This window comes from Pseudomonas sp. 9.3L (genome assembly GCF_058536285.1).
Window position 1 is genome coordinate 463,804 of the sequence record NZ_JBZUBK010000001.1, and the last position, 19,033, is coordinate 482,836.

General features: G+C 58.6%; 17 protein-coding genes. 6 read left to right on the forward strand and 11 right to left on the reverse strand.

Features of this window, described 5'->3' with window-relative positions; all coding sequences use genetic code 11:
* Positions 1-66: 66 nt before the first annotated feature.
* Positions 67-1,017 (reverse strand): choline ABC transporter substrate-binding protein, encoded by a 951-nt coding sequence (locus tag AC4LE2_RS02000; RefSeq protein ID WP_491823831.1) that lies wholly within the window; start codon positions 1,015-1,017, stop codon positions 67-69.
* 418 nt (positions 1,018-1,435) lie between these two features.
* Here AC4LE2_RS02000 and AC4LE2_RS02005 point away from each other — a divergent pair, with 418 nt between their 5' ends.
* On the forward strand, positions 1,436-2,812 hold the full coding sequence (locus tag AC4LE2_RS02005; RefSeq protein ID WP_491823832.1) for an L-serine ammonia-lyase: 1,377 nt from the start codon (positions 1,436-1,438) through the stop codon (positions 2,810-2,812).
* 101 nt (positions 2,813-2,913) lie between these two features.
* Here the strand turns inward: AC4LE2_RS02005 and katE are convergent, their stop codons facing one another.
* Positions 2,914-5,073, reverse strand: a complete 2,160-nt coding sequence (gene katE, locus AC4LE2_RS02010; RefSeq protein ID WP_491823834.1) for a catalase HPII — start codon at positions 5,071-5,073, stop codon at positions 2,914-2,916.
* Between the two features lie 550 nt (positions 5,074-5,623).
* Between katE and gbdR the strand changes: the two genes are divergently transcribed.
* Complete coding sequence (gbdR, locus tag AC4LE2_RS02015) at positions 5,624-6,727, forward strand: choline metabolism transcriptional regulator GbdR (protein WP_491823836.1); 1,104 nt, start codon at positions 5,624-5,626, stop codon at positions 6,725-6,727.
* Between the two features lie 18 nt (positions 6,728-6,745).
* On the opposite strand, the gene AC4LE2_RS02020 is transcribed toward gbdR, so the two are convergent.
* From AC4LE2_RS02020 to choX, 6 genes are all read right to left on the reverse strand, one after another.
* Positions 6,746-7,000 (reverse strand): hypothetical protein, encoded by a 255-nt coding sequence (locus tag AC4LE2_RS02020; protein ID WP_491823838.1) that lies wholly within the window; start codon positions 6,998-7,000, stop codon positions 6,746-6,748.
* A gap of 152 nt (positions 7,001-7,152) precedes the next feature.
* Positions 7,153-8,676: a DUF2931 family protein gene (locus AC4LE2_RS02025; RefSeq protein WP_491823839.1), complete on the reverse strand. Its 1,524-nt coding sequence runs from the start codon at positions 8,674-8,676 to the stop codon at positions 7,153-7,155.
* A gap of 223 nt (positions 8,677-8,899) precedes the next feature.
* Positions 8,900-9,376 (reverse strand): thioesterase family protein, encoded by a 477-nt coding sequence (locus tag AC4LE2_RS02030; RefSeq protein WP_491823841.1) that lies wholly within the window; start codon positions 9,374-9,376, stop codon positions 8,900-8,902.
* Positions 9,369-10,334, reverse strand: a complete 966-nt coding sequence (locus AC4LE2_RS02035) for an L-carnitine dehydrogenase (RefSeq protein ID WP_491823842.1) — start codon at positions 10,332-10,334, stop codon at positions 9,369-9,371. The genes AC4LE2_RS02030 and AC4LE2_RS02035 overlap by 8 nt, the downstream gene beginning before the upstream one ends.
* Positions 10,335-10,347: 13 nt before the next feature.
* Positions 10,348-11,235 (reverse strand): 3-dehydrocarnitine:acetyl-CoA trimethylamine transferase CdhC, encoded by an 888-nt coding sequence (gene cdhC, locus AC4LE2_RS02040; RefSeq protein WP_491823844.1) that lies wholly within the window; start codon positions 11,233-11,235, stop codon positions 10,348-10,350.
* A 57-nt stretch (positions 11,236-11,292) separates the two neighbouring features.
* Positions 11,293-12,228, reverse strand: coding sequence for a choline ABC transporter substrate-binding protein (choX, locus tag AC4LE2_RS02045; protein WP_491823845.1), 936 nt, complete (start codon positions 12,226-12,228; stop codon positions 11,293-11,295).
* A 163-nt stretch (positions 12,229-12,391) separates the two neighbouring features.
* Between choX and AC4LE2_RS02050 the strand changes: the two genes are divergently transcribed.
* On the forward strand, positions 12,392-13,333 hold the full coding sequence (locus AC4LE2_RS02050; RefSeq protein WP_491823847.1) for a GlxA family transcriptional regulator: 942 nt from the start codon (positions 12,392-12,394) through the stop codon (positions 13,331-13,333).
* Between the two features lie 8 nt (positions 13,334-13,341).
* Here AC4LE2_RS02050 and AC4LE2_RS02055 read toward each other — a convergent pair whose 3' ends face one another.
* The gene (locus AC4LE2_RS02055) at positions 13,342-13,944 is read right to left on the reverse strand and encodes a hypothetical protein (protein WP_491823849.1); all 603 of its coding nucleotides are present in this window, start codon (positions 13,942-13,944) and stop codon (positions 13,342-13,344) included.
* A gap of 84 nt (positions 13,945-14,028) precedes the next feature.
* Complete coding sequence (locus AC4LE2_RS02060) at positions 14,029-14,769, reverse strand: hypothetical protein (protein ID WP_491823851.1); 741 nt, start codon at positions 14,767-14,769, stop codon at positions 14,029-14,031.
* A 221-nt stretch (positions 14,770-14,990) separates the two neighbouring features.
* Here AC4LE2_RS02060 and AC4LE2_RS02065 point away from each other — a divergent pair, with 221 nt between their 5' ends.
* Positions 14,991-16,610, forward strand: a complete 1,620-nt coding sequence (locus AC4LE2_RS02065) for a zinc-dependent metalloprotease family protein (protein ID WP_491823853.1) — start codon at positions 14,991-14,993, stop codon at positions 16,608-16,610.
* 43 nt (positions 16,611-16,653) lie between these two features.
* On the opposite strand, the gene AC4LE2_RS02070 is transcribed toward AC4LE2_RS02065, so the two are convergent.
* Positions 16,654-17,082 (reverse strand): lysozyme inhibitor LprI family protein, encoded by a 429-nt coding sequence (locus AC4LE2_RS02070; protein WP_491823854.1) that lies wholly within the window; start codon positions 17,080-17,082, stop codon positions 16,654-16,656.
* A 250-nt stretch (positions 17,083-17,332) separates the two neighbouring features.
* Here AC4LE2_RS02070 and AC4LE2_RS02075 point away from each other — a divergent pair, with 250 nt between their 5' ends.
* Positions 17,333-18,310 (forward strand): dipeptidase, encoded by a 978-nt coding sequence (locus AC4LE2_RS02075; protein WP_491823856.1) that lies wholly within the window; start codon positions 17,333-17,335, stop codon positions 18,308-18,310.
* Between the two features lie 176 nt (positions 18,311-18,486).
* Complete coding sequence (locus AC4LE2_RS02080) at positions 18,487-19,017, forward strand: DUF5943 domain-containing protein (RefSeq protein ID WP_491823857.1); 531 nt, start codon at positions 18,487-18,489, stop codon at positions 19,015-19,017.
* The last annotated feature ends 16 nt before the right edge of the window (positions 19,018-19,033 follow it).

Below are 19,033 nucleotides of genomic sequence, written 5' to 3' on the forward strand. Positions count from 1 at the left end.
ATTGGCACCCACCTGCAAAGGAGTGATCTCGATGCCCGGCAGGTCAGCCTGCCGGACGTTCGGCAGTTACTGCGAAAGTGTGGCCTTGGCCGCGTCTAAGCCCGGTTTGCCATCGAGCGTTGTCACGCCAGCCAGCCAGGTGTCGAGCACCTGCGGGTTCTTTTTCAACCAGGCCTTCGCGGCAGCGTCTGGCTTCATCTTGTCATCCAGCACATTGCCCATCAGGGTGCTTTCCATGTTCAGCGTGAACGACAGATTCTTCAGCAGTTGGCCTACGTTGGGGCACGCCTGCGTATAGCCCTTGCGGGTGTTGGTGTAGATGGTGGCCTGGCCGAAGTTGGGGCCAAAGAAATCGTCGCCTCCGGTCAGGTACTTGAGCTTGAACCGCGTGTTCATAGGGTGCGGTTCCCAGCCCAGGAATACGATGCCGGTGCCTCGCTTCTGCGCGCGGTCTACCTGAGCCAGCATGCCGGCTTCGCTGGATTCCACCACTTTGAAGCCGGCGTCTTTCAGGCCGAAGGCGTTTTTATCGATCATCGACTGGATCAGCCGGTTGCCGTCGTTACCGGGCTCGATGCCGTAGAGCTTGCCGTCCAACTTGTCCTTGAACTTGGGTATGTCGGCAAAATCCTTAAGGCCTTCATTCCACAACGCTTCAGGGACGGCCAAGGTGTACTTGGCGTTTTCCAGGTTGGCCCGCACGGTGTCCACGGTGCCCGCTTCACGGTACGGCTTGATGTCGTTTTCCATGGTAGGCATCCAGTTGCCCAGGAACACATCCATGTTCTTGCCATCGGCCAGCGACTTATAGGTCACCGGCACTGAAATCATGGTGGTGCGGGTTTTGTAGCCAAGCGATTGCAGCACTGCGCTGGTCACCGCCGTGGTCACGGTAATGTCAGTCCAGCCTACGTCTGAAAAATTCACGGTGGCGCATTGCGCCGGGTCCGCAGCTTGGGCTGCCACGGGCAAACACAGCATGGCGGCCAGCAATAGCGATGGTGGTGCAGCTCTCATCGGGTGGACTCCTTGGTGTTTTCTACGGCGAATGCCTTGTTTTAGCCCATGGCGCCTAAGCCTGGCGGGGAACACGTAAAGGCTCAACCGCATCGCCGTACAAACGGGGCGGTTTCGATCATCCAACAGCGCCGGGCAAACGCCTACTGGGTGCGTCGCAACCAGTACAGGGAGGGTCGTATCCAGTACCAGTGACGTCGTATCCAGCGTTTCTGGGCAGCAGGCGCCCGCGGTGCACAGCTTCGACCGGCCCAAATGCGTCCTTGGGCCTAGGCGCTGGCGAGCAAGGACGGGTCGGTTGCAGACTCTCGGTGCTTGAGTAAAAGGCCAATCATGCCGCCCAAGGGAAGGCTGCCAGGCAAGCGATGGCTGGCCTGTTCAATCGGCGCCCCTGGCGCCCTCAGAGGGTTTGGCGACAATGGCTATCAGCGTGTTCGACCTGTTCAAGATCGGCATCGGGCCTTCCAGCTCGCACACCGTAGGCCCCATGCGTGCGGCAGCGCTGTTTGCTCAGCGGCTGGGCGAACACCAGGTACTGGCGCAGGTAAAGCGGCTGGAGGTGCGGCTGTATGGCTCGTTGTCTGCCACGGGCGTCGGGCACGGCAGTGACAACGCCGTGATCATGGGCCTAACCGGTGCTTGGCCCGATACCGTAGACCCTCATGCCATTGGCCCTACCATCACCCAGCTCAAGGATGATAAGCAGCTATGGCTTGCCGGCACCTTTGCCGTGCCGTTCGATTGGCAGCGGGACATGCGCCTGCTCGATGAAAACCTGCCCTACCACCCCAATGCCATGACCTTGGTGGCCGAGGGCGTCAATGGCGTGCTGCTGGAAGACACCTATTATTCTGTTGGCGGCGGGTTTGTCGTGGATGCCGCGCAAGCCAAGGCTGGTACGCTGGACGCGGACACCACTGAGTTGCCTTACGATTTCAATACCGCCGCCCAGTTGCTAACCCTGTGCGACCAGCATGGGCTGCGTATCTCCGAGCTGATGCTGGAAAACGAAAAGGTATGGCGTAGCGAAGCGCAGATCCGCGCTGGGCTACTGGAGTTGTGGCAAGCGATGCAGGCCTGCGTGCTGCAAGGCTTGGCGGAAGAGGGCATTCTGCCCGGTGGCCTGAACGTACGCCGCCGCGCCGCTCGCCTGCACCGTAGCTTGCTGGAGCTGGGCAAGCCTAATGTGATCGGTTCTACCCTCACGGCCATGGAGTGGGTCAACCTCTTTGCCCTGGCGGTGAACGAAGAAAACGCAGCTGGCGGGCGCATGGTCACCGCGCCCACCAACGGGGCGGCGGGAATCATTCCTGCCGTGCTGCACTACTACATGAAGTTCAGTGAGCAGCCCACGGACGACGACGTAGTGAACTTCTTTCTCGCCGCCGCGGCGGTGGGCATTTTGTGCAAAAAGAATGCGTCGATTTCCGGCGCCGAGGTCGGTTGCCAAGGTGAAGTCGGCTCTGCCTGTGCCATGGCGGCAGCGGGTTTGGCAGAGATCCTCGGCGCCACCCCGGCCCAGCTGGAAAACGCTGCGGAGATCGGCCTTGAACATAACCTTGGCCTTACCTGTGACCCAGTGGGTGGGCTGGTACAGGTGCCATGCATCGAGCGTAATGCCATCGCTGCGGTGAAGGCGATCAACGCGGCGCAAATGGCGCTGCGTGGGGATGGCACGCATTTTATCTCGCTGGACCGCGTCATCCGCACCATGCGCGACACCGGCGCAGACATGCATGACAAGTACAAGGAGACCTCCCGAGGAGGCCTTGCGGTGAGTGCGGTGGAGTGCTGAGGTTGGAATGACGCTTGCGCGTAATGTTTGCTGGAACTGATCTAAGGAAAAGGCGCTGCCCTCACGGGCAACGCCTTTTTATTGCGTGCTAGCCCTGCAAATTACGCAGGAATAGCCTTGGCCTTCGGCTCACGAGCCCATACCCGATGTTGCTGGATGGCTGTGAAGAATGCCTTGAACGAAGCGCTGTCAGAAACTGCCAGTAGCCCCGCATCCGCTTCCAGGCGCAGCAGGTCGATCAGTTTCTGTGCATCACCTGCATAGGCAATGGCTTTGAGGTGCTTGTAAGCCTCAAGTACATAATGCAGTGCTACGCCATTGCCGCTCAGGGCCTTGATCGACGCCTCGCCACCTGGGATGAACACGGCGTCGAACGCCACAGACGGCAAACCTTCCATGGATGCGTCAACCGCCAGAGAAGCGCCACTCGCGGTTTTGACCGGTGCAGACGTAGGGCCCAAGACCTTGGCATGTGCGCCTTCAGCCTCCAGCGCCGCCTTCATGGCCGCTACCGCTTTGTCATCGACACCATTGGCCACCAGCACAGCTACTTTGCGCGAGGCAATGTCGGCCGCAAGCAGGTTCGCCTGACTCAGCAGCGGCGACTTATCAACGGTTAATTTGCCCGCGCTTTGTGCTTGGGTAGTCGGTGCCGATGGCGCCGGCAAGCCTAGATTCTCGGCTACGCGTTGAGCCAGTGTAAGGTCGATATTCGCGAGAATCTCGTTCACCTGACGGGCGCGAATGTGCTCACGTTCAACCTTGCCGAGTTCGAAGCTGTATGCCGCGATAATGTGCTCTTTCTCGTGCTCGCTCATGCTATTGAAAAACAGAGTGGCTTGGGAGAAATGGTCACCGAATGAAGGGCTGCGCTCACGCACCTTGTGCGCTTCTACGCGTTCCTGATAGGTCTCGAAGCCGCCATCTTGTGGGCCGGCCGGTGTTTCTTTTGGCCAGCCACCGTCGATCGAGTTGGGCTCGTAGGACGCGCGGCCCTTATCGATGGTGGTGCGGTGCTGCGCGTCACGCTGATTGTTGTGGTTCGGCGACACCGGACGGTTGATTGGAATCTCGTGGAAGTTAGGCCCACCGAGTCGGCTGATCTGCGTATCGGTGTACGAAAACAGCCGGCCTTGCAACAGCGGGTCGTTGGAGAAGTCAATCCCCGGCACGATATGGCCTGGGCAGAAAGCGACCTGTTCGGTCTCGGCAAAGTAGTTGTCCGGGTTGCGGTTAAGCACCATTTTTCCCAGCGGCGTTACCGGGACTAATTCTTCCGGGATAATTTTGGTAGGGTCCAGCAAATCAAAATCGAACTTATGCTCGTCTTCCTCGGCGACGATCTGCACGCCCAATTCCCATTCTGGGTAGTCGCCCGACTCAATGGATTCCCACAAGTCACGACGGTGGAAGTCAGTATCTTTACCGGCAAGCTTCTGCGCCTCGTCCCAAACCAGAGAGCAGGTGCCGTACTTCGGCTTCCAGTGGAATTTGACGAACGAAGATTTACCTTCGGTGTTGATCATACGGAAGGTATGAATGCCGAAGCCCTGCATGGAGCGCAGGCTTTTAGGAATTGCACGGTCGGACATGGTCCACAGCACCATGTGCGCGGATTCCGGTACCAACGAAACGAAGTCCCAGAAGGTGTCGTGTGCCGAGCCGCCGGTCGGTATTTCGTTATGAGGCTCAGGCTTCACCGCGTGTACGAAATCAGGAAACTTGATTGCGTCCTGGATGAAGAAAACCGGCATGTTGTTGCCGACCAGATCGTAGTTACCTTCGCCGGTATAGAACTTGACCGCGAAGCCGCGTACGTCACGTACGGTGTCGCCAGAACCACGCGGACCCTGAACGGTAGAAAATCGAACGAATACTGGGGTTTGCTTACCTGGGTCGCGAAGGAATTCGGCTTTGGACAGCGCCGAATGGTTCTCGTAGGGCTGAAAGTAACCATGGGCTGCGGTGCCGCGCGCGTGAACAATGCGCTCCGGGATGCGTTCGTGGTCAAAGTGCGTGATTTTTTCACGCATGATGAAGTCTTCGAGCAGCGACGGGCCGCGCGAGCCGACTTTCAGCGTGTTCTGGTTGTCGGAGATCTTCACGCCCTGGTTAGTGCGTAACGCCTCGCCGGTAGCGTCGGAGCGGAACGTCTCCAGGCTCTCTACCTTAGCGTTGGTGTTAGCACGATCGAGCGTGTCGGTGCCGGCCATTTCACTGTTCGCGTTAGGGCTAACAGGCGGGTTAGTGGTGTTACTCATCAGACGAAACTCCTCGGTTCGGGCGGCTCCTTTTTTGCCCGCCAGGCGGGGGCAGCAGGGCTCGTTTACGTAAATGCCTGACGTATACAAGGCAGGCAAATTCACGCACTACGTAAGTGACTAACGATGAAAACAGCCGTTCCGTCTGTTTTGCTGATTTGTGGACGGATGCTGTCGAACTGACAGTCGGCCATGCGGAGTCCTCGATAGGGCATGGGCACTCCCTACTGGAAACGGTAGATCTGCACGTTTTTCGCCCATCGGCCATGCCGTCGCTGCCTTTTAGCGCGCTACCGGTGACAGCCTTGACGTGGCATGCACACTTTTCATGCGGTTGCTGCTACTAAACTGCTCAGTAGGGCTTTTTGCCGACTATCCTTGAGCCCAGGTACCGCTTGCCCAGACGCTCATTCCAGACCGTTTGCGACGTCGTTTTCGGAACATATTGAACGAGCATTCAAAATCCGGCATGGCAATTGCTCTAACACAACTATAAAAAAAGAGCCTGTTTCTGGGGCCGTCCTTGCGCTGATTCAGAGGAGATACCGAGATGACATCATCCAACACCGGGGCTCAAACCCAGGCCCGTACGCCTCAATCCATTGGTTTCCTGTTGTTGGATAATTTCACACTGATTTCTCTGGCCTCTGCGGTCGAGCCTTTGCGCATGGCCAACCAGCTGTCAGGCCGCGAGCTGTACCGCTGGACAACCCTGAGCGCCGATGGCGGGCAGGTGTGGGCCAGCGACGGCTTGCAGATCACGCCGGACTTCGCCATGCACAAGGCGCCCGCCATGGACACGGTCATCGTATGCGGCGGTGTAGGTATCCAGCGCACCGTGACCCGTGAACACGTGGGTTGGTTGCAGGCACAAGCCAGGCAGTCACGCCGCTTGGGCGCAGTGTGTACCGGTAGCTGGGCGCTAGCCTGCGCGGGCCTGCTCGATGGCTTCGATTGCAGCGTGCACTGGGAGTGCCTGGCTGCCATGCAGGAAGCCTTCCCGCGGGCCACCATGAGCACCCGGTTGTTCACCCTGGACCGCAACCGTTTCACCAGTTCAGGGGGCACGGCGCCGTTGGACATGATGCTGCACTTGATTAGCCGAGATCACGGCCGTGAACTGTCGGCGGCCATTTCAGAAATGTTCGTGTACGAGCGCATCCGCAACGAGCAGGACCATCAGCGTGTGCCACTCAAACACATGCTGGGCACCAACCAGCCCAAGTTGCAGGAAATCGTCGCGTTGATGGAAGCAAACCTCGAAGAGCCCATCGACCTGGATGAGCTTGCGGTGTACGTGGCGGTGTCGCGTAGGCAATTGGAGCGGTTGTTCCAAAAGTACCTGCACTGTTCGCCCTCTCGCTACTACTTGAAGCTGCGCCTGATCCGCGCTCGGCAACTGCTTAAGCAAACGCCTATGTCCATCATCGAAGTGGCCTCGGTGTGCGGATTTGTGTCTACGCCACACTTCTCCAAGTGCTATCGGGAATATTTCGGCATTCCACCCCGGGATGAGCGCGTAGGTTCGAACACCACTCAACAGGTTGCGATGTTGCCCATCCCTCAGTCGATGGTATTACCGCCCCTGTCCGGGCCGCTGGCGGCATTGGGGCAGGCGCGTAATGAGTCTACGTTTGCCAGTGTGAGGGTCTAGCGCTAAGGCCTGCTGTTGTTACGCGCTTCTGAAGTGCGCCAGGGCGGGCAATAGCGTTTTGTCGATGGCCTGGCGTACTGCAGGCAACAGCGTGGCACGGCCGCTGTATAGTTTTTCAACCAGCCCACGCAAGGCCTGGGCACGATACGTATCCAGGCCCCTGGCCGCACACTCGCAAGCCTGCTCGGCGGTAGAGCCTGTAGGCATATCAAAGCCCAGCGCACGCAACTGGCTTATCAGGTCTTCATGGTCGATCAAGTCGGCGTGCATCATGAGCGCAATCCTCATACGAAGGGTTGTGTCTGATTCTGTTGAAAGGCGGCCATGGCGGCAATAGCAGAGTGACCGGTTGGCTAGGGTGGGTATGAAAGCGTCGTTTTTCGAAAGCTATGGTAAAGCGCCAACACGTCTTGATGCTGGCCGCTTCACCAACTGCCATAGGGAATACCGTAGCGCTTGATGTAGGCCTTGCTGGCAGGTGACAGTGGCAAAGCATATCGGCCACCACTCAAGCCTTGGTCTGGCCCGAGCTTGACCACGGTAGCCTGTAGGCGAACAACGGGCACAGCATCCAGGCAGGGGGCGGAAATCCAAACTTGTGCGATACCGCCAGGGGCAAGGCCAATACCTAGGCCCCGTCGGTAGTCCGTTATCCATTTGCCATCAGCCGCGCAAAATGCTTTTTCTCCTCTCGACATCGCCTTTCTAGTGGCCTCTTCGATAGGAACCCACACTTCATAGGTTTGAGGCTCTACAAGAGATTGCCAGCGGACATAGATGCCTTTGGGCAATGCGGCGCCTCGGACGTATTTTCCTGCGCCCCAGCCACCTATCTGTGACCAGCCGTTTGGACTGGCCAGTAAGTTGGCGGGGCTATGAACCGAGGCCGTACCGCTTCCTGCGCGGATGAACGCTCTACCTTGAACATCGATCACATCAGCGGTTTCAATCCACACCTCCATATAGGCAGGTGCGGAAAACCCTAGACGCCAGGCAGGATACGGCATCCCACCTGGCCCCTTGGCACAGGCGCCGATGGGGAGCGTCATGCAGAGCAGCAGGGCAAACGCCAGCTTACGCATTGGGATGCTCGACACGCCGCCCCCTGGGCCCTGGCCGGTTGATATAGAACACCGCCACACCGGAGCGGTCATGCCCCGGTAGAGGGTTCCAGTGCGTGGACAGGTGAATGTAGCGGCGTTTAAAAGCTTCAGTTCACTGTCGTCCAAGGGGTTTCGGATATAGCCCAAGGCGTAAGCTGTTAGCTTCTCGGTAATGAGCTCTAGCTCCTCAGGCAACGCCAATGCCTGGGTATCAGGGATGGCCGTGAAAGGCACACCCGCTCGTACGCCCAGCTCGCGCATTACACGCAGGTACACCAGCGACAATTCCCCGCGTACCTGTCGCTCACTGTAGGTGGCGGCATAGACACGTTTGCGCTGAGGCGCGCCGCGCTCCGTTGGCAGGCGTTCGTGCCAGGTGTGCATGCGCAGCTGGCCTTCGAACGCGGCGTCGTAATAGGGGGGGTTGGCGATGCCGGGTACGGTGTCGAACAGGCCGATGAAATTGAGGATGAAGTCTGTGCCATGGCGCCAGCGGAAATTAGCACTAAGCAACGGCGAGCCAGCGGGTAATGCTTTCGCTAAGCCGCTTGTAGCGCCTTTAAGCAACTCATTGGCACAATGCCGTGCCGCTGCGGCCCCACGGCTAAACCCAATCAGATCGAATTCGATGCGCTGAATAACCAAACCGCTATTGTTGCTTTTGAAACGACGCAGTTCTTTCATGACAAACCCCGGCGCCTGCTCAACCCGCGCCGCTACCCCTGTGTCACCGATCCCGAAAGCCTGCGCCAGCAACGAATCAGCCTGACCGCTGCTAGTTCCGATGCCTTCTAGGTATACCTTGATACTGGCATCAGAAACTCGGGTCAGGTTGTAGCGCCTCATGCCCACCCCCTTTCAGGCAGAAGGGAAGGCGGACAGTGGAGAGTGGGCGAGGGCATAAGGCAGCTTCAGAGGCACGTAAACACGTGGGAGCGGCGAGACTAGGGCAGGCGGGCAGGGCAATGATGCCGGGCAATTCTGAAAGAGTTGTGGGAAAAATCTTTAAAACACCAGGCGGCCCAAAAGTTAGCCAATCGAGCCGTCACTCACTCGCCAGGTTTTCGAGCTACCCCAGGGTAATCCGCCGACCCACCCAGTGAGGTGGGGGCTGGGCCGCCTCTTTAGCATGCATCGTATGGAGTAACGCTTTTGCCTGCTCACTGAAGGGCGCCGAGGCGGCGTTGACGCCAGCGAGCCGCACATGCAGCAACATCTGCTCGGACGCTGCCAGCTCCGTAGGCTCACCAAGACGATGAAGGCTGTGGTACAGGTGTACGCGCTTGAGGTCATACCCTAGCACTCGCGTACGTACCTCGACCGTCTCGCTCTGCTTGACCTCATGGAGGAAATTCAAATGACACTCCAAGGTGAACAGCGAGCAACCGCTGGCAGCCCGTCCGGCCTCATCCAGCCCAATCTGCCCCATGAAGCCATCCGTGGCATAACTAAAAATCAACAGATAGTAAGCATCGCGCAGGTGCCCGTTGTAGTCGGTCCATTCGGGCAGCACAGGCCCCTGCCACGTGATCAGAGGCTCAGTCATTGGCGGCTATCCCATGGGCCTGCTTGGCGGCTCGCACGGCGGCCAATACGCCTAGTAAGGCGTCGTCACGGTAGCGTTCCAGCGCGGCGATGCTATGCGTGCCTAATTGCGCAGCGGTGCCCTGGACCACGTCCTCGATCAGGGTGTCGGTCAAGGCGGGGGCAGGAAGGTACGTCCAGGGCAGCTGGAGCGCCGGGCCAAATTGCTGCATGAAATGGCGCATGCCCGCGTCACCGCCTGCCAGCGTATAGGTCAGGAAGGTACCCATGAACGACCAGCGTAGCCCCGCACCGAAGCGGATAGCGTCATCGATTTCACCCGTGGTCGCCACGCCGTCGTTCACCAAATGCAGCGCTTCGCGCCACACGGCTTCAAGTAGACGGTCCGCAATGAAGCCAGGCACCTCCTTGCGAACGTGCAAGGGGCGCATGCCGAGCCGCTGGTAAACCGTTTTGGCCGTGTCTATCGCATCGGTAGAGGTATGCTGGCCGCCAACCACCTCCACCAAGGGCAGCAGGTACACGGGGTTAAACGGATGACCTACCAGGCAGCGTTGCGGGTGCGAGGCACGGGCGTAAAACTCGCTGGGTAACAGACCGGAGGTGCTAGAGGCAATGACTACATCCGGGCGAGCGGCGGCGCTAATGGTGGCGTGTAGCTCCAGCTTGAGGTCCAGACGTTCCGGGGCACTCTCTTGGATGAAATCCGCCTCGGCTGCACAGGCTTCCAGATCGCCTACCATGCGCAGCCGATCTTGGCTGGCCCCTTCGGCCAGGCCCTGTTTTTCCAAGGCCGGCCAGGCATTGGCGACGCGCTGGCGTAGCGTGCGCTCGGCCCCGGGGCCAGGGTCCCAGGCCACCACATCCAGCCCATGGGCCAGTGCCCTGGCCACCCAGCCGCTACCAATGACACCGCCACCGAAGGCGCCGAAGGTGTTTACGTTGCTCAAATACGTCATATCAGGTTCCTGCTCAGTGGCGGCGGGTAAGGTTCATGCGGGCGCGGCCCTCGGCGGGCGTGAGTATCCGCGCACCCAGGCGGGTCAGGATTTCGCTGGCCCGCTCCACTAGTTGCCCATTGCTGGCTAGCACACCTTTTTCCAGCCACAGGTTGTCCTCCAGCCCCACGCGCACATTACCTCCCAGTAGCACGGCCTGAGCCGCCATGGGCATTTGCATGCGGCCAATACCGAACCCTGCCCAAACGGCGCCCTGTGGCAAGTTGTCGACCATCGCCTTCATGGTGGTGGTGTCCGCAGGGGCACCCCACGGAATGCCTAGGCACAGTTGAAACAGCGGGTCGTGGAGCAGGCCTTCATGGATCATCTGTTTGGCGAACCACAAATGGCCGGTGTCGAAAATCTCTAGCTCGGCTTTTACGCCAAGCTCAGTGATACGGCGGGCCCCGGCGCGCAGTTGGTCAGGCGTGGACACATAGATGCTGTTGCCGTCACCGAAATTGAGCGTGCCGCAGTCCAGGGTACAGATTTCCGGCAGCAAGGCCTCAACGTGGGCCAGGCGAGCCAGTGGCCCGATCAGATCGGTGTTGGGGCCGAACGCCATGGGGGTTTCACCAGGGCCGACCTCTAGGTCGCCGCCCATGCCAGCGGTCAGGTTAACGATCACGTCTATGTCTGCTTCGCGAATGCGCTCCATGACCTCCTTGTAAAGGTTCACGTCCCGGCTGAAGCGGCCCGTCTCAGGGTTTCTCACATGGCAATGCACAACGGTAGCGCCGGCCTTGGCGGCCTCCACCGCAGCATTGGCAATCTGTTCAGGCGTGATGGGGACATAGGGGCTTTTGCCAGTGGTGTCGCCAGCACCCGTCAGGGCGCAGGTCAGGATCACGTCGCGGTTCATGGTTTTTCCTTGGGCGAGCGTGCCCGTGCGCCACAGGTGGCGCGGGGCAGTGGTCTGTCAGTGTGAAGTGAGGCTCAGGTGGGGCTCGGCAGGTTTGCCATCCAGGGTCGTCACTCCCTCGAGCCAGCGCCTGCGATCTTGTGGGTGGTCCTTGAGCCATTGGCGAGCGGCTTCGAGGGCATCCTTATGGTCAAGAAGCGGTTGCATCATTCGGCTCTCCTGTTCGGAGGTAAACGTCAGGTTGGTCAACAGGCGGTCTACATTAGGGCAGCGGCTGGCGTAGTCGGGCGCGGTGACCGTCCACACCGTGGCCTTGCCTTCGTCGGGCCCCAATGCATCTTCACTGCCCGTGAGGTAGGTCATGGCCAGGTTGACGTTCATGGGGTGAGGCGCCCAGCCGAAGAACACCACGGCTTCCTTGCGTTTAACTGCCCGCGCAACCGCCGATAACATCCCGGCTTCGCTGGACTCCACCAATTGGAAGTCGCCCAGGCCGAAACGGTTCTTGGCGATCATGTCCTTAATCTGGGTATTGGCCCCTGAGCCAGGCTCGATGCCATACAGCTTGCCGCCCAGATCTTGCTTGAAACGCGCAATGTCACTGAAGGTTTTCAAGCCTTTGTCGGCCAGGTAGGAGGGCACCGCCAGGGTTGCGCGTGCGTCGGCCAAGCTGGGCGCTGGCAATACCCGCACCTGTTTTTGCTCCAGGAATGGGGCCAGGGTTGCCGTCATTAGCGGGTTCCAATAGCCCAGGAACATATCCAGGCGCTGGTCTCGGATACCCGCAAAGATAATCTGCTGTGAGGCACTGGTTTGGCGGGTTTCATACCCTAGGCCATCCAGCAGGACCTGGGCCAGGCTGCTGGTAGCCATGACATCGGTCCAATTCACTACGCCCAGGCGCACTGTCTTGCAACTGGCGGGGTCGGCGGCGTGGGCGAGAGGCGCGGTGGCGGTAAGCAACAGCAAACAGCAGCGGATCAACCTCTTCATGGCGGTGGCTCCAGGGGCAGGCATTTATGAGGGCAGGTGTCTATGCACCTTGGCCCTGAGGTTACGCGGCAAGTCGCAGCCTCAATCGCACGGTGGCGACGTGGACTTGCACTGCGGCGACCGGCGGGTTAATAACCAGCCTCCTTCCAGCGGAGCCCGGTCGATGCCTCAGGTGTTCTATTTCCTCTTGCTGCCGGGTTTCTCAGCCTTAGGCTTTATCAGCGCGACTGAGCCCCTACGGGTCGCCAACCGTTTCAAGGCCGGTTTGTACCGCTGGGAGGTGCTGAGTGTGGATGGCGGGCCGGTGCAAGCCAGTAATGGCATGTCGGTAAATGCCGACGCTGGTCTGCACCTGTTGCCGCCGGGGGCCTGGGTCTTCGTGGTGGCAGGTTTCGAGCCGCTGAAGGCGTTCAGTCCTGCTTTGCGCACCTGGCTCAAGCGCGGCGCGAGTGAGGGGGGCACCTTGGGGGGAATAGACACTGGCGCGTTCGTGTTGGCTGAAGCAGGTTTGTTAACGCAAGCCAGGGTGACCTTGCATTGGGAAGCACTGGCGGCCTTCAAGGAACGCTGGCCTGCGGTACTGGTAACTCAGGAACTGTTCGAGATCGACGGGGCGCGTATCACCTGTGCGGGAGGTACAGCCTCTATCGACCTGATGCTTGATCTGATTGCTCAGGCCCATGGCAGTGAGTTGGCGATTGAGGTTTCAGAGCAGTTCGTGCTAGGGCGCATCCGCCCTCGGCAGGATCATCAACGCATGGCACTGGCGTCGCGTTATGGCACCCGTAATAAAAAATTATTACAGGCGATCGCTGCCATGGAGCAACACATGGAGCCGCCGCTGACCACGGCTGCCTTGGCGGACCTCGTGCAAGTAACGCGGCGCCAACTGGAGCGTTTATTCCAGTTGCACCTGCATCACACGCCTAGTCATTTCTACCTCAACCTGCGGTTGGATAAAGCACGGCAATTGCTCCACCAGACCGGCATGAGCGTAACTGAGGTAAGCATTGCCTGCGGCTTCGAGTTGCCGTCGTATTTTGCCAGGCGCTACAAGGCTCGCTTTGGAAGGCCGCCACGCGAAGACCGCGCGCAGCGACCTTGAGAGTTGCGTTAGAACTCAAAAAGCGAAGGTTCGCCTAATGCGGCTTCCTCGGCCTTGAGACGTTCAGGGTTGAAGCGTGTGCTGTCGAAGGTAGCCTCCCAACGCGTACGCGCCAGGGGTAGGCGAGTCTTAGGCGCGTCAGGGTCGGTGGCCCCTGCTAGCTGCACCACGCTGATGCTGACCGCTCCGTCTGCGGACACGTCAAGATGAGTAAGGATATGCGTTGATTTGTTTACGTCCGCCGGTGCCGAGGGCCAAGCCTTGGTGTCGTCCGAACGTGTATTTATGATGTGTTTGACCACTGTGCGGAAGCGAGTATTCGGGGCCTGAGGCGGCGGTATCTCACCCTTGAATATGGTTGTCCATAACCCAGGCGCAGGGGTATAGACGTGTTCCGATTCCTCTCGGGCGAACGTATCCCAGCCCAACACCTCCATAGAGCGGACAAACGTCGCTAACCAGGGCAGTGGCTCTCTCTCAGCGTCATGGTGGTGGTGTGCTATCTGAGTGCTCAGGCGCAAGGTCGCCAATACGTCCTCGCGGTGAGGCGTATCGAGGTCGGTCGATAGCAGCGTTGAAAGGTCAGGTTGGAAAACAAGTTGATCGGTCATTGTATGGCTCCTGGCAGTAGCGAAAAGGCCGCCCTGCTGGTAAGCAAGCGCTAACCCTACTGGCGTTGGCGCTTGCACAGTGGATTAGATGTCGAAGTCGAGTGCGACAATGTCGTCGGCTTTGGACGCCAGTTTGCTGCTTACCGCATTACGCAGTGCCTCGAACTGCCGTACGCTGAAGGTGCCTTGTTGCGACGCGCGGTACACGCGAGTAGAGGCCTTCTCAAACTCGCGGCCGATGGCGCCCGAAGAGATGGCGCGGTCATAGGCGATCTGGAAGCTTTTCATGTGCATGATCGGCATGCCCTGCGGGCTCAGCTCGCAGTCCACCGCCTGGAAGGTGCTGGATTGGCCTGTAGCGCTGGTCGCACTGCGTTCGAACAAGCGCTGCGCGGCAGGTGCATGCACGATGGCGCGCATACCGCGGTCCAGGCAGCGAGCCATGCGGTGACGCGGGCCCAGGTCGCGGGCGATGATGCTGATCGCGACGCTGGCCAGGGTGGCTCTTTCCTGCTCCATGGCCTCTTCAGCATGGGCCGCGCCGGTCATGGTCCAGCCCAGTTTGGCCAGGCCATTGGTGTAATACTTGTACCACTCGCGCTGCTGGGTCTCTTTGTCGAATGCCTTTTCCGAGGCCAGGCCGATCAGCCGCATGCTAGCGGCCACGTCTTCAGCAATGCCTACTGGCACGTTGTCAGCAAAGATGCAAATCGTGTTGCCGATCAGCAATACGCGCTCTTCACCTTCCTTTTTCAGCGCATCGATTGCCTGCTCTGCAGACGATTTAGGCACATTCAGTTGGTTTACAAAGGCGTCAGTCGTCATGGTGTCCATTCCTTGTGATAGGGCATGTGTATAGCCCGGGTTCACCAAACCCGCATGCAGGTTGGGTAAGAGCAATCCTGCCCAGAGTGGGCGGGGTAGGTAACCGGCGAATCTTTCCCCGGTAGCGCGTTATCTACAGGTTGCCTACCTAGCAGAACCGTCAGCTGCCCGCCTGTATGCACATTTGTTTTGCTATGCGAAACAACCGTGGGGTGAAGGAAATGGATATATTGGTATGGGCATTGAAAAACTGCCTCGGGCGCGCCCAATGGCTGTTTTATGCGCTGGTCGTGATACAGGGGTGTACGCCTGGCATGAAAGCCGGCGATACAACGCCGGCAACATTGCTGTTCACACTTGAGCCATCACAGGCACGCCAAACACTACAGCTTACGGCTGCGCCCTACTTGAAGACACTTCTCGAAAGCCCGGCCACCGTCGACGTACGCTTGATAAAGGTGGATGCTAGCCAAGTGATGGTGGAATCAAAGGCATTTTCAGTGCCATTACCCGATGGGACTATGCTCCAGTTTCAGTTGCGTAACTCAGACACCTACAGTGGGAGAGGGGTTGGCTGGATAGGTGACTTGCGTTCGGACCGCAAACAGCAATACATCTCAACGCAGGAAGTCGACTTCGACCCCCTTAACTATCTATCCATAGTGCGAGACGGCTCGTTGTTGGTAGGCACCTTGCGTGTGAAGGGTGAGCTGTATCGGCTCGAATACCTAGGCAACGGTCAACAGGCGCTGATTAAAATCGACGAAAGCAAGTTGCCGCCAGAGGCGCCACCGTTAGTGGCGCCAAACAGTGAAACTGCTGTAGCCAAGACGCCCAACTCCAGCTTCAGTAAAATTCGGCTACTTTTGGTGACGACTAACCAAGTGCGTGCAGCGAGACCCGCGTATTGGGCTGCGCTGCTCGAGACCTTCTGGTTAGCAAACACGATCATGCGCAACAGCGACGTGCAGATCGTTTACGAATTGGCAGGCATCTACGATGCGAACTACGACGAGACGGGACGTAGCTACAGCGAGCAGCTGTATGACCTCCGTGCTGTAGGCACGCCGCTTGGAGCCCAAGTATATAAATGGAGGGACGGGGGGAATATAGATATGGTCAGCATGTATTCAACCGCTACAGGGTTCTGCGGCCTCGGCTATGTAAATGCAACCAAAGCCACCGCTTACTCAGTGGTGTCCTGCCTGAGTTCAATGTCACATGAACTAGGGCATAACTTGGGGGCTAATCATAATTGGGAGGAAGGTAACGCGGAAGGTAAGCCGCCTTATATGTTCGGGTATCGGTATACCGGTACGCCTCGATTCAGCACCCAACTTTCTTATGCCTGCAGCCCCGCATGCCCGCGAATTCCCTATTTTTCAAACCCAAGGCTTGCCTATCAAGGTATTCCACTGGGTACGGTGGCGCATCACGACGTTGCCAGGCGCTTCAACGAACGCCGGGAAACCGTTGAGGGTTTCTACCCGCCTATGGAAAGCCCAGTGATAATAGAGTTTTTCAGCGAAGTTAACTTGAAGGGGGAATCCTGCGTGATCGGCGTTTCCCGTGGCACCGAGGTGGATCTGCCTTCAGTTGCTAATTGCGTCAATAGTGGTGTCAACCCACGCTCCGCTCGTGTTGGCGGTTATACCTATGGCCGGTCAATTTGCTTGAAGAACAGCCGAGGGGAGTCCCTAAGTTGCTATAGATCGGCGCAAAATGCGGATTTCGATATCAAGGACCTGGACTCATCAAATGGACTTCCTGGCTTTATCGATTACTCGCCGATACGAAGCCCTGTCAAAGGTAACGTGGGCAAGGTGAGCTATTCATTGTAGTCCGTAGGCGCTCCACAATAGGATCAGGAGCGCCTTATTGGCGTTACTGATCCGGCGCGTCGTTCTCTTCGCCTTGGGTACCAATGGTTTGCAGATATTCGCTGCGCTCGTCGCTGCGTTGCGCCATGCAATCATTGAGGGCGGTTTGGCTAGAGTTACCCTCCTTGTCTGCTTCGAGCATTTCGACCGCGCAGTCGGCGTCTCGCAGCTTACGCCACAGCTCTTGGGCGCCCTTGACCTTGGCAAGGTAGTCTTTTAGCACCCCAGGTTGGTCGCCGTACTGCCCCGAGATGCGCGCGTTTAGCCCATTGAAGGCGTCATTGAGCTCGCTTTCGGCGGTTTTACGGTTGTACGCCGAGCACTCCAGGCTCTGCTGGCTGGTTTCTACATTGTCACAAGGGGTTGGGCCGTCTTCATCGGCAGCCTGAGCACTCACCGCGATAAACGCCAATATCCATAACCACGATTTCATGACCGCGCCCTCGGGCTAAGCAAAGAGTAGTTCAGGAATTCTGGCTCAAGGCCGTGCGGAAGAACAGCAGAGGCTACGGATTTCATCTTTATCAGGTCAAACCTATGGTGCTTACCACGCCAAGGTGGTCGTTGACGCTTTCGGCAATTCCCTTGTCGTTTTTGCATCCGGCCCGCGCGCCTTGGGGGCATATGCTGGCCCCAAAGCGCCGGCAAACGATTCGGCGTAACGCTGATAAGGGGACTGCCTGATGAGCCCAGCCGAATTGCACGCCGATAGCATCGTCATAGACGGGCTGATCATCGCCAAGTGGAACCGTGAACTGTTCGAAGACATGCGCAAAGGCGGGCTGACTGCCGCCAACTGCACCGTGTCGGTATGGGAAGGATTCAAGGCGACGGTGGACAGCATTGCCGCCAGCCAGAAGCTGATGCGTGAGAACAGCGACCTGGTGATCCCCGTGCGCACCACGGCTGACATTCGACGCGCCAAAGAGCAGGGCAAGACCGGCATCCTCTTCGGTTTCCAGAATGCACACGCGTTCGAGGATCAGATTGGCTACGTAGAGATCTTCAAGCAGCTGGGCGTGGGCATCGTGCAGCTGTGCTACAACACCCAGAACCTGGTAGGCACCGGCTGCTACGAGCGTGACGGTGGGTTGTCAGGCTTTGGTCGCGAAATCGTGGCTGAAATGAACCGCGTAGGCATCATGTGTGACCTCTCGCACGTAGGCTCCAAGACGTCCGAAGAGGTCATCCTGGAATCGAAAAAGCCGGTCACTTATTCGCACTGCCTGCCCTCGGGCCTCAAGGAGCACCCGCGTAACAAGTCCGATGCCGAGCTTAAGTTCATCGCTGACCATGGCGGCTTCGTGGGGGTCACCATGTTCGCACCGTTCCTGGCCAAAGGCATCGACTCCACCATCGATGACTACGCGGAGGCCATCGAGTACGTGATGAACATCGTAGGCGAGGACGCCATCGGTATTGGTACCGACTTCACACAAGGTCATGGGCAAGAGTTCTTCGAATACCTCACCCACGACAAAGGCTACGCCCGCAGGCTCACCAGTTTCGGCAAGATCATCAACCCGCTGGGCATCCGCACCGTAGGCGAGTTCCCTAACCTCACCGAAACCTTGCTTAACCGTGGCCATTCCTTGCGGGTGGTACGCAAGATCATGGGTGAGAACTGGGTGCGTGTGCTGGCTGACGTCTGGCACGAGTAGTGATCAGCACTGCGGCCTACTGCGTACGCTGATAGCTGCGTCGTGTCCTCGGGTGAAGCTCGCCGTATCTCGGTACTGTCTTGCTTCGCGCTCCGGGCCTGCCTGCTCAACGTACTCGCTACGGCTGCGCCACTCATCACGATTGATGAAAACCTTTTTGATTGGAGTCAGGTTCCATGGCTAAGCACGCCCCCGAATTACCTATCGAAGTCGACAGCGAGACCGGCGTCTGGACGTCCGACGCACTGCCCATGCTGTATGTGCCGCGCCATTTCTTTGTGAACAACCATATGGGGATCGAAGAGGTGCTGGGCGCGGACGCCTATGCCGAGATTCTCTACAAGGCCGGCTACAAGTCTGCCTGGCACTGGTGTGAAAAAGAAGCCGAGTGCCATGGCCTTGAGGGCGTGGCCGTGTTCGAACACTACATGAAACGCCTGAGCCAGCGTGGCTGGGGCCTGTTCAAGATTCAGGACATTGACTTGGATAAAGGTACCTGCAGCGTCAAGCTGGAACACTCCGCGTTCGTCTATGTATACGGCAAGGTTGGCCGCAAGGTGGACTACATGTTCACCGGCTGGTTCGCCGGGGCCATGGACCAGATTCTCACTGCTCGCGGCAGCGCCATCCGTACCGTCGCCGAGCAGGTGTATGGCGGTTCGGAAGAAGGCCACGACGATGGCCTCTTCACTGTAAAACCGTTGTAAGTCGAGGAATAACCGT

What these genes read in the sequence shown, in the direction of transcription:
- AC4LE2_RS02050 (WP_491823847.1), top strand. Translation starts at nt 12,392, where the DNA reads ATGCCTCAGGTGTTCTATTTCCTCTTGCTGCCGGGTTTCTCAGCCTTA.
- gbdR (WP_491823836.1), top strand. Translation starts at nt 5,624, where the DNA reads ATGACATCATCCAACACCGGGGCTCAAACCCAGGCCCGTACGCCTCAA.
- choX (WP_491823845.1), bottom strand. Translation starts at nt 12,228, where the DNA reads ATGAAGAGGTTGATCCGCTGCTGTTTGCTGTTGCTTACCGCCACCGCG.
- katE (WP_491823834.1), bottom strand. Translation starts at nt 5,073, where the DNA reads ATGAGTAACACCACTAACCCGCCTGTTAGCCCTAACGCGAACAGTGAA.
- AC4LE2_RS02005 (WP_491823832.1), top strand. Translation starts at nt 1,436, where the DNA reads ATGGCTATCAGCGTGTTCGACCTGTTCAAGATCGGCATCGGGCCTTCC.
- AC4LE2_RS02055 (WP_491823849.1), bottom strand. Translation starts at nt 13,944, where the DNA reads ATGACCGATCAACTTGTTTTCCAACCTGACCTTTCAACGCTGCTATCG.
- AC4LE2_RS02000 (WP_491823831.1), bottom strand. Translation starts at nt 1,017, where the DNA reads ATGAGAGCTGCACCACCATCGCTATTGCTGGCCGCCATGCTGTGTTTG.
- AC4LE2_RS02020 (WP_491823838.1), bottom strand. Translation starts at nt 7,000, where the DNA reads ATGATGCACGCCGACTTGATCGACCATGAAGACCTGATAAGCCAGTTG.
- AC4LE2_RS02065 (WP_491823853.1), top strand. Translation starts at nt 14,991, where the DNA reads ATGGATATATTGGTATGGGCATTGAAAAACTGCCTCGGGCGCGCCCAA.
- AC4LE2_RS02075 (WP_491823856.1), top strand. Translation starts at nt 17,333, where the DNA reads ATGAGCCCAGCCGAATTGCACGCCGATAGCATCGTCATAGACGGGCTG.
- AC4LE2_RS02060 (WP_491823851.1), bottom strand. Translation starts at nt 14,769, where the DNA reads ATGACGACTGACGCCTTTGTAAACCAACTGAATGTGCCTAAATCGTCT.
- AC4LE2_RS02030 (WP_491823841.1), bottom strand. Translation starts at nt 9,376, where the DNA reads ATGACTGAGCCTCTGATCACGTGGCAGGGGCCTGTGCTGCCCGAATGG.
- AC4LE2_RS02080 (WP_491823857.1), top strand. Translation starts at nt 18,487, where the DNA reads ATGGCTAAGCACGCCCCCGAATTACCTATCGAAGTCGACAGCGAGACC.
- AC4LE2_RS02025 (WP_491823839.1), bottom strand. Translation starts at nt 8,676, where the DNA reads ATGAGGCGCTACAACCTGACCCGAGTTTCTGATGCCAGTATCAAGGTA.
- cdhC (WP_491823844.1), bottom strand. Translation starts at nt 11,235, where the DNA reads ATGAACCGCGACGTGATCCTGACCTGCGCCCTGACGGGTGCTGGCGAC.
- AC4LE2_RS02035 (WP_491823842.1), bottom strand. Translation starts at nt 10,334, where the DNA reads ATGACGTATTTGAGCAACGTAAACACCTTCGGCGCCTTCGGTGGCGGT.
- AC4LE2_RS02070 (WP_491823854.1), bottom strand. Translation starts at nt 17,082, where the DNA reads ATGAAATCGTGGTTATGGATATTGGCGTTTATCGCGGTGAGTGCTCAG.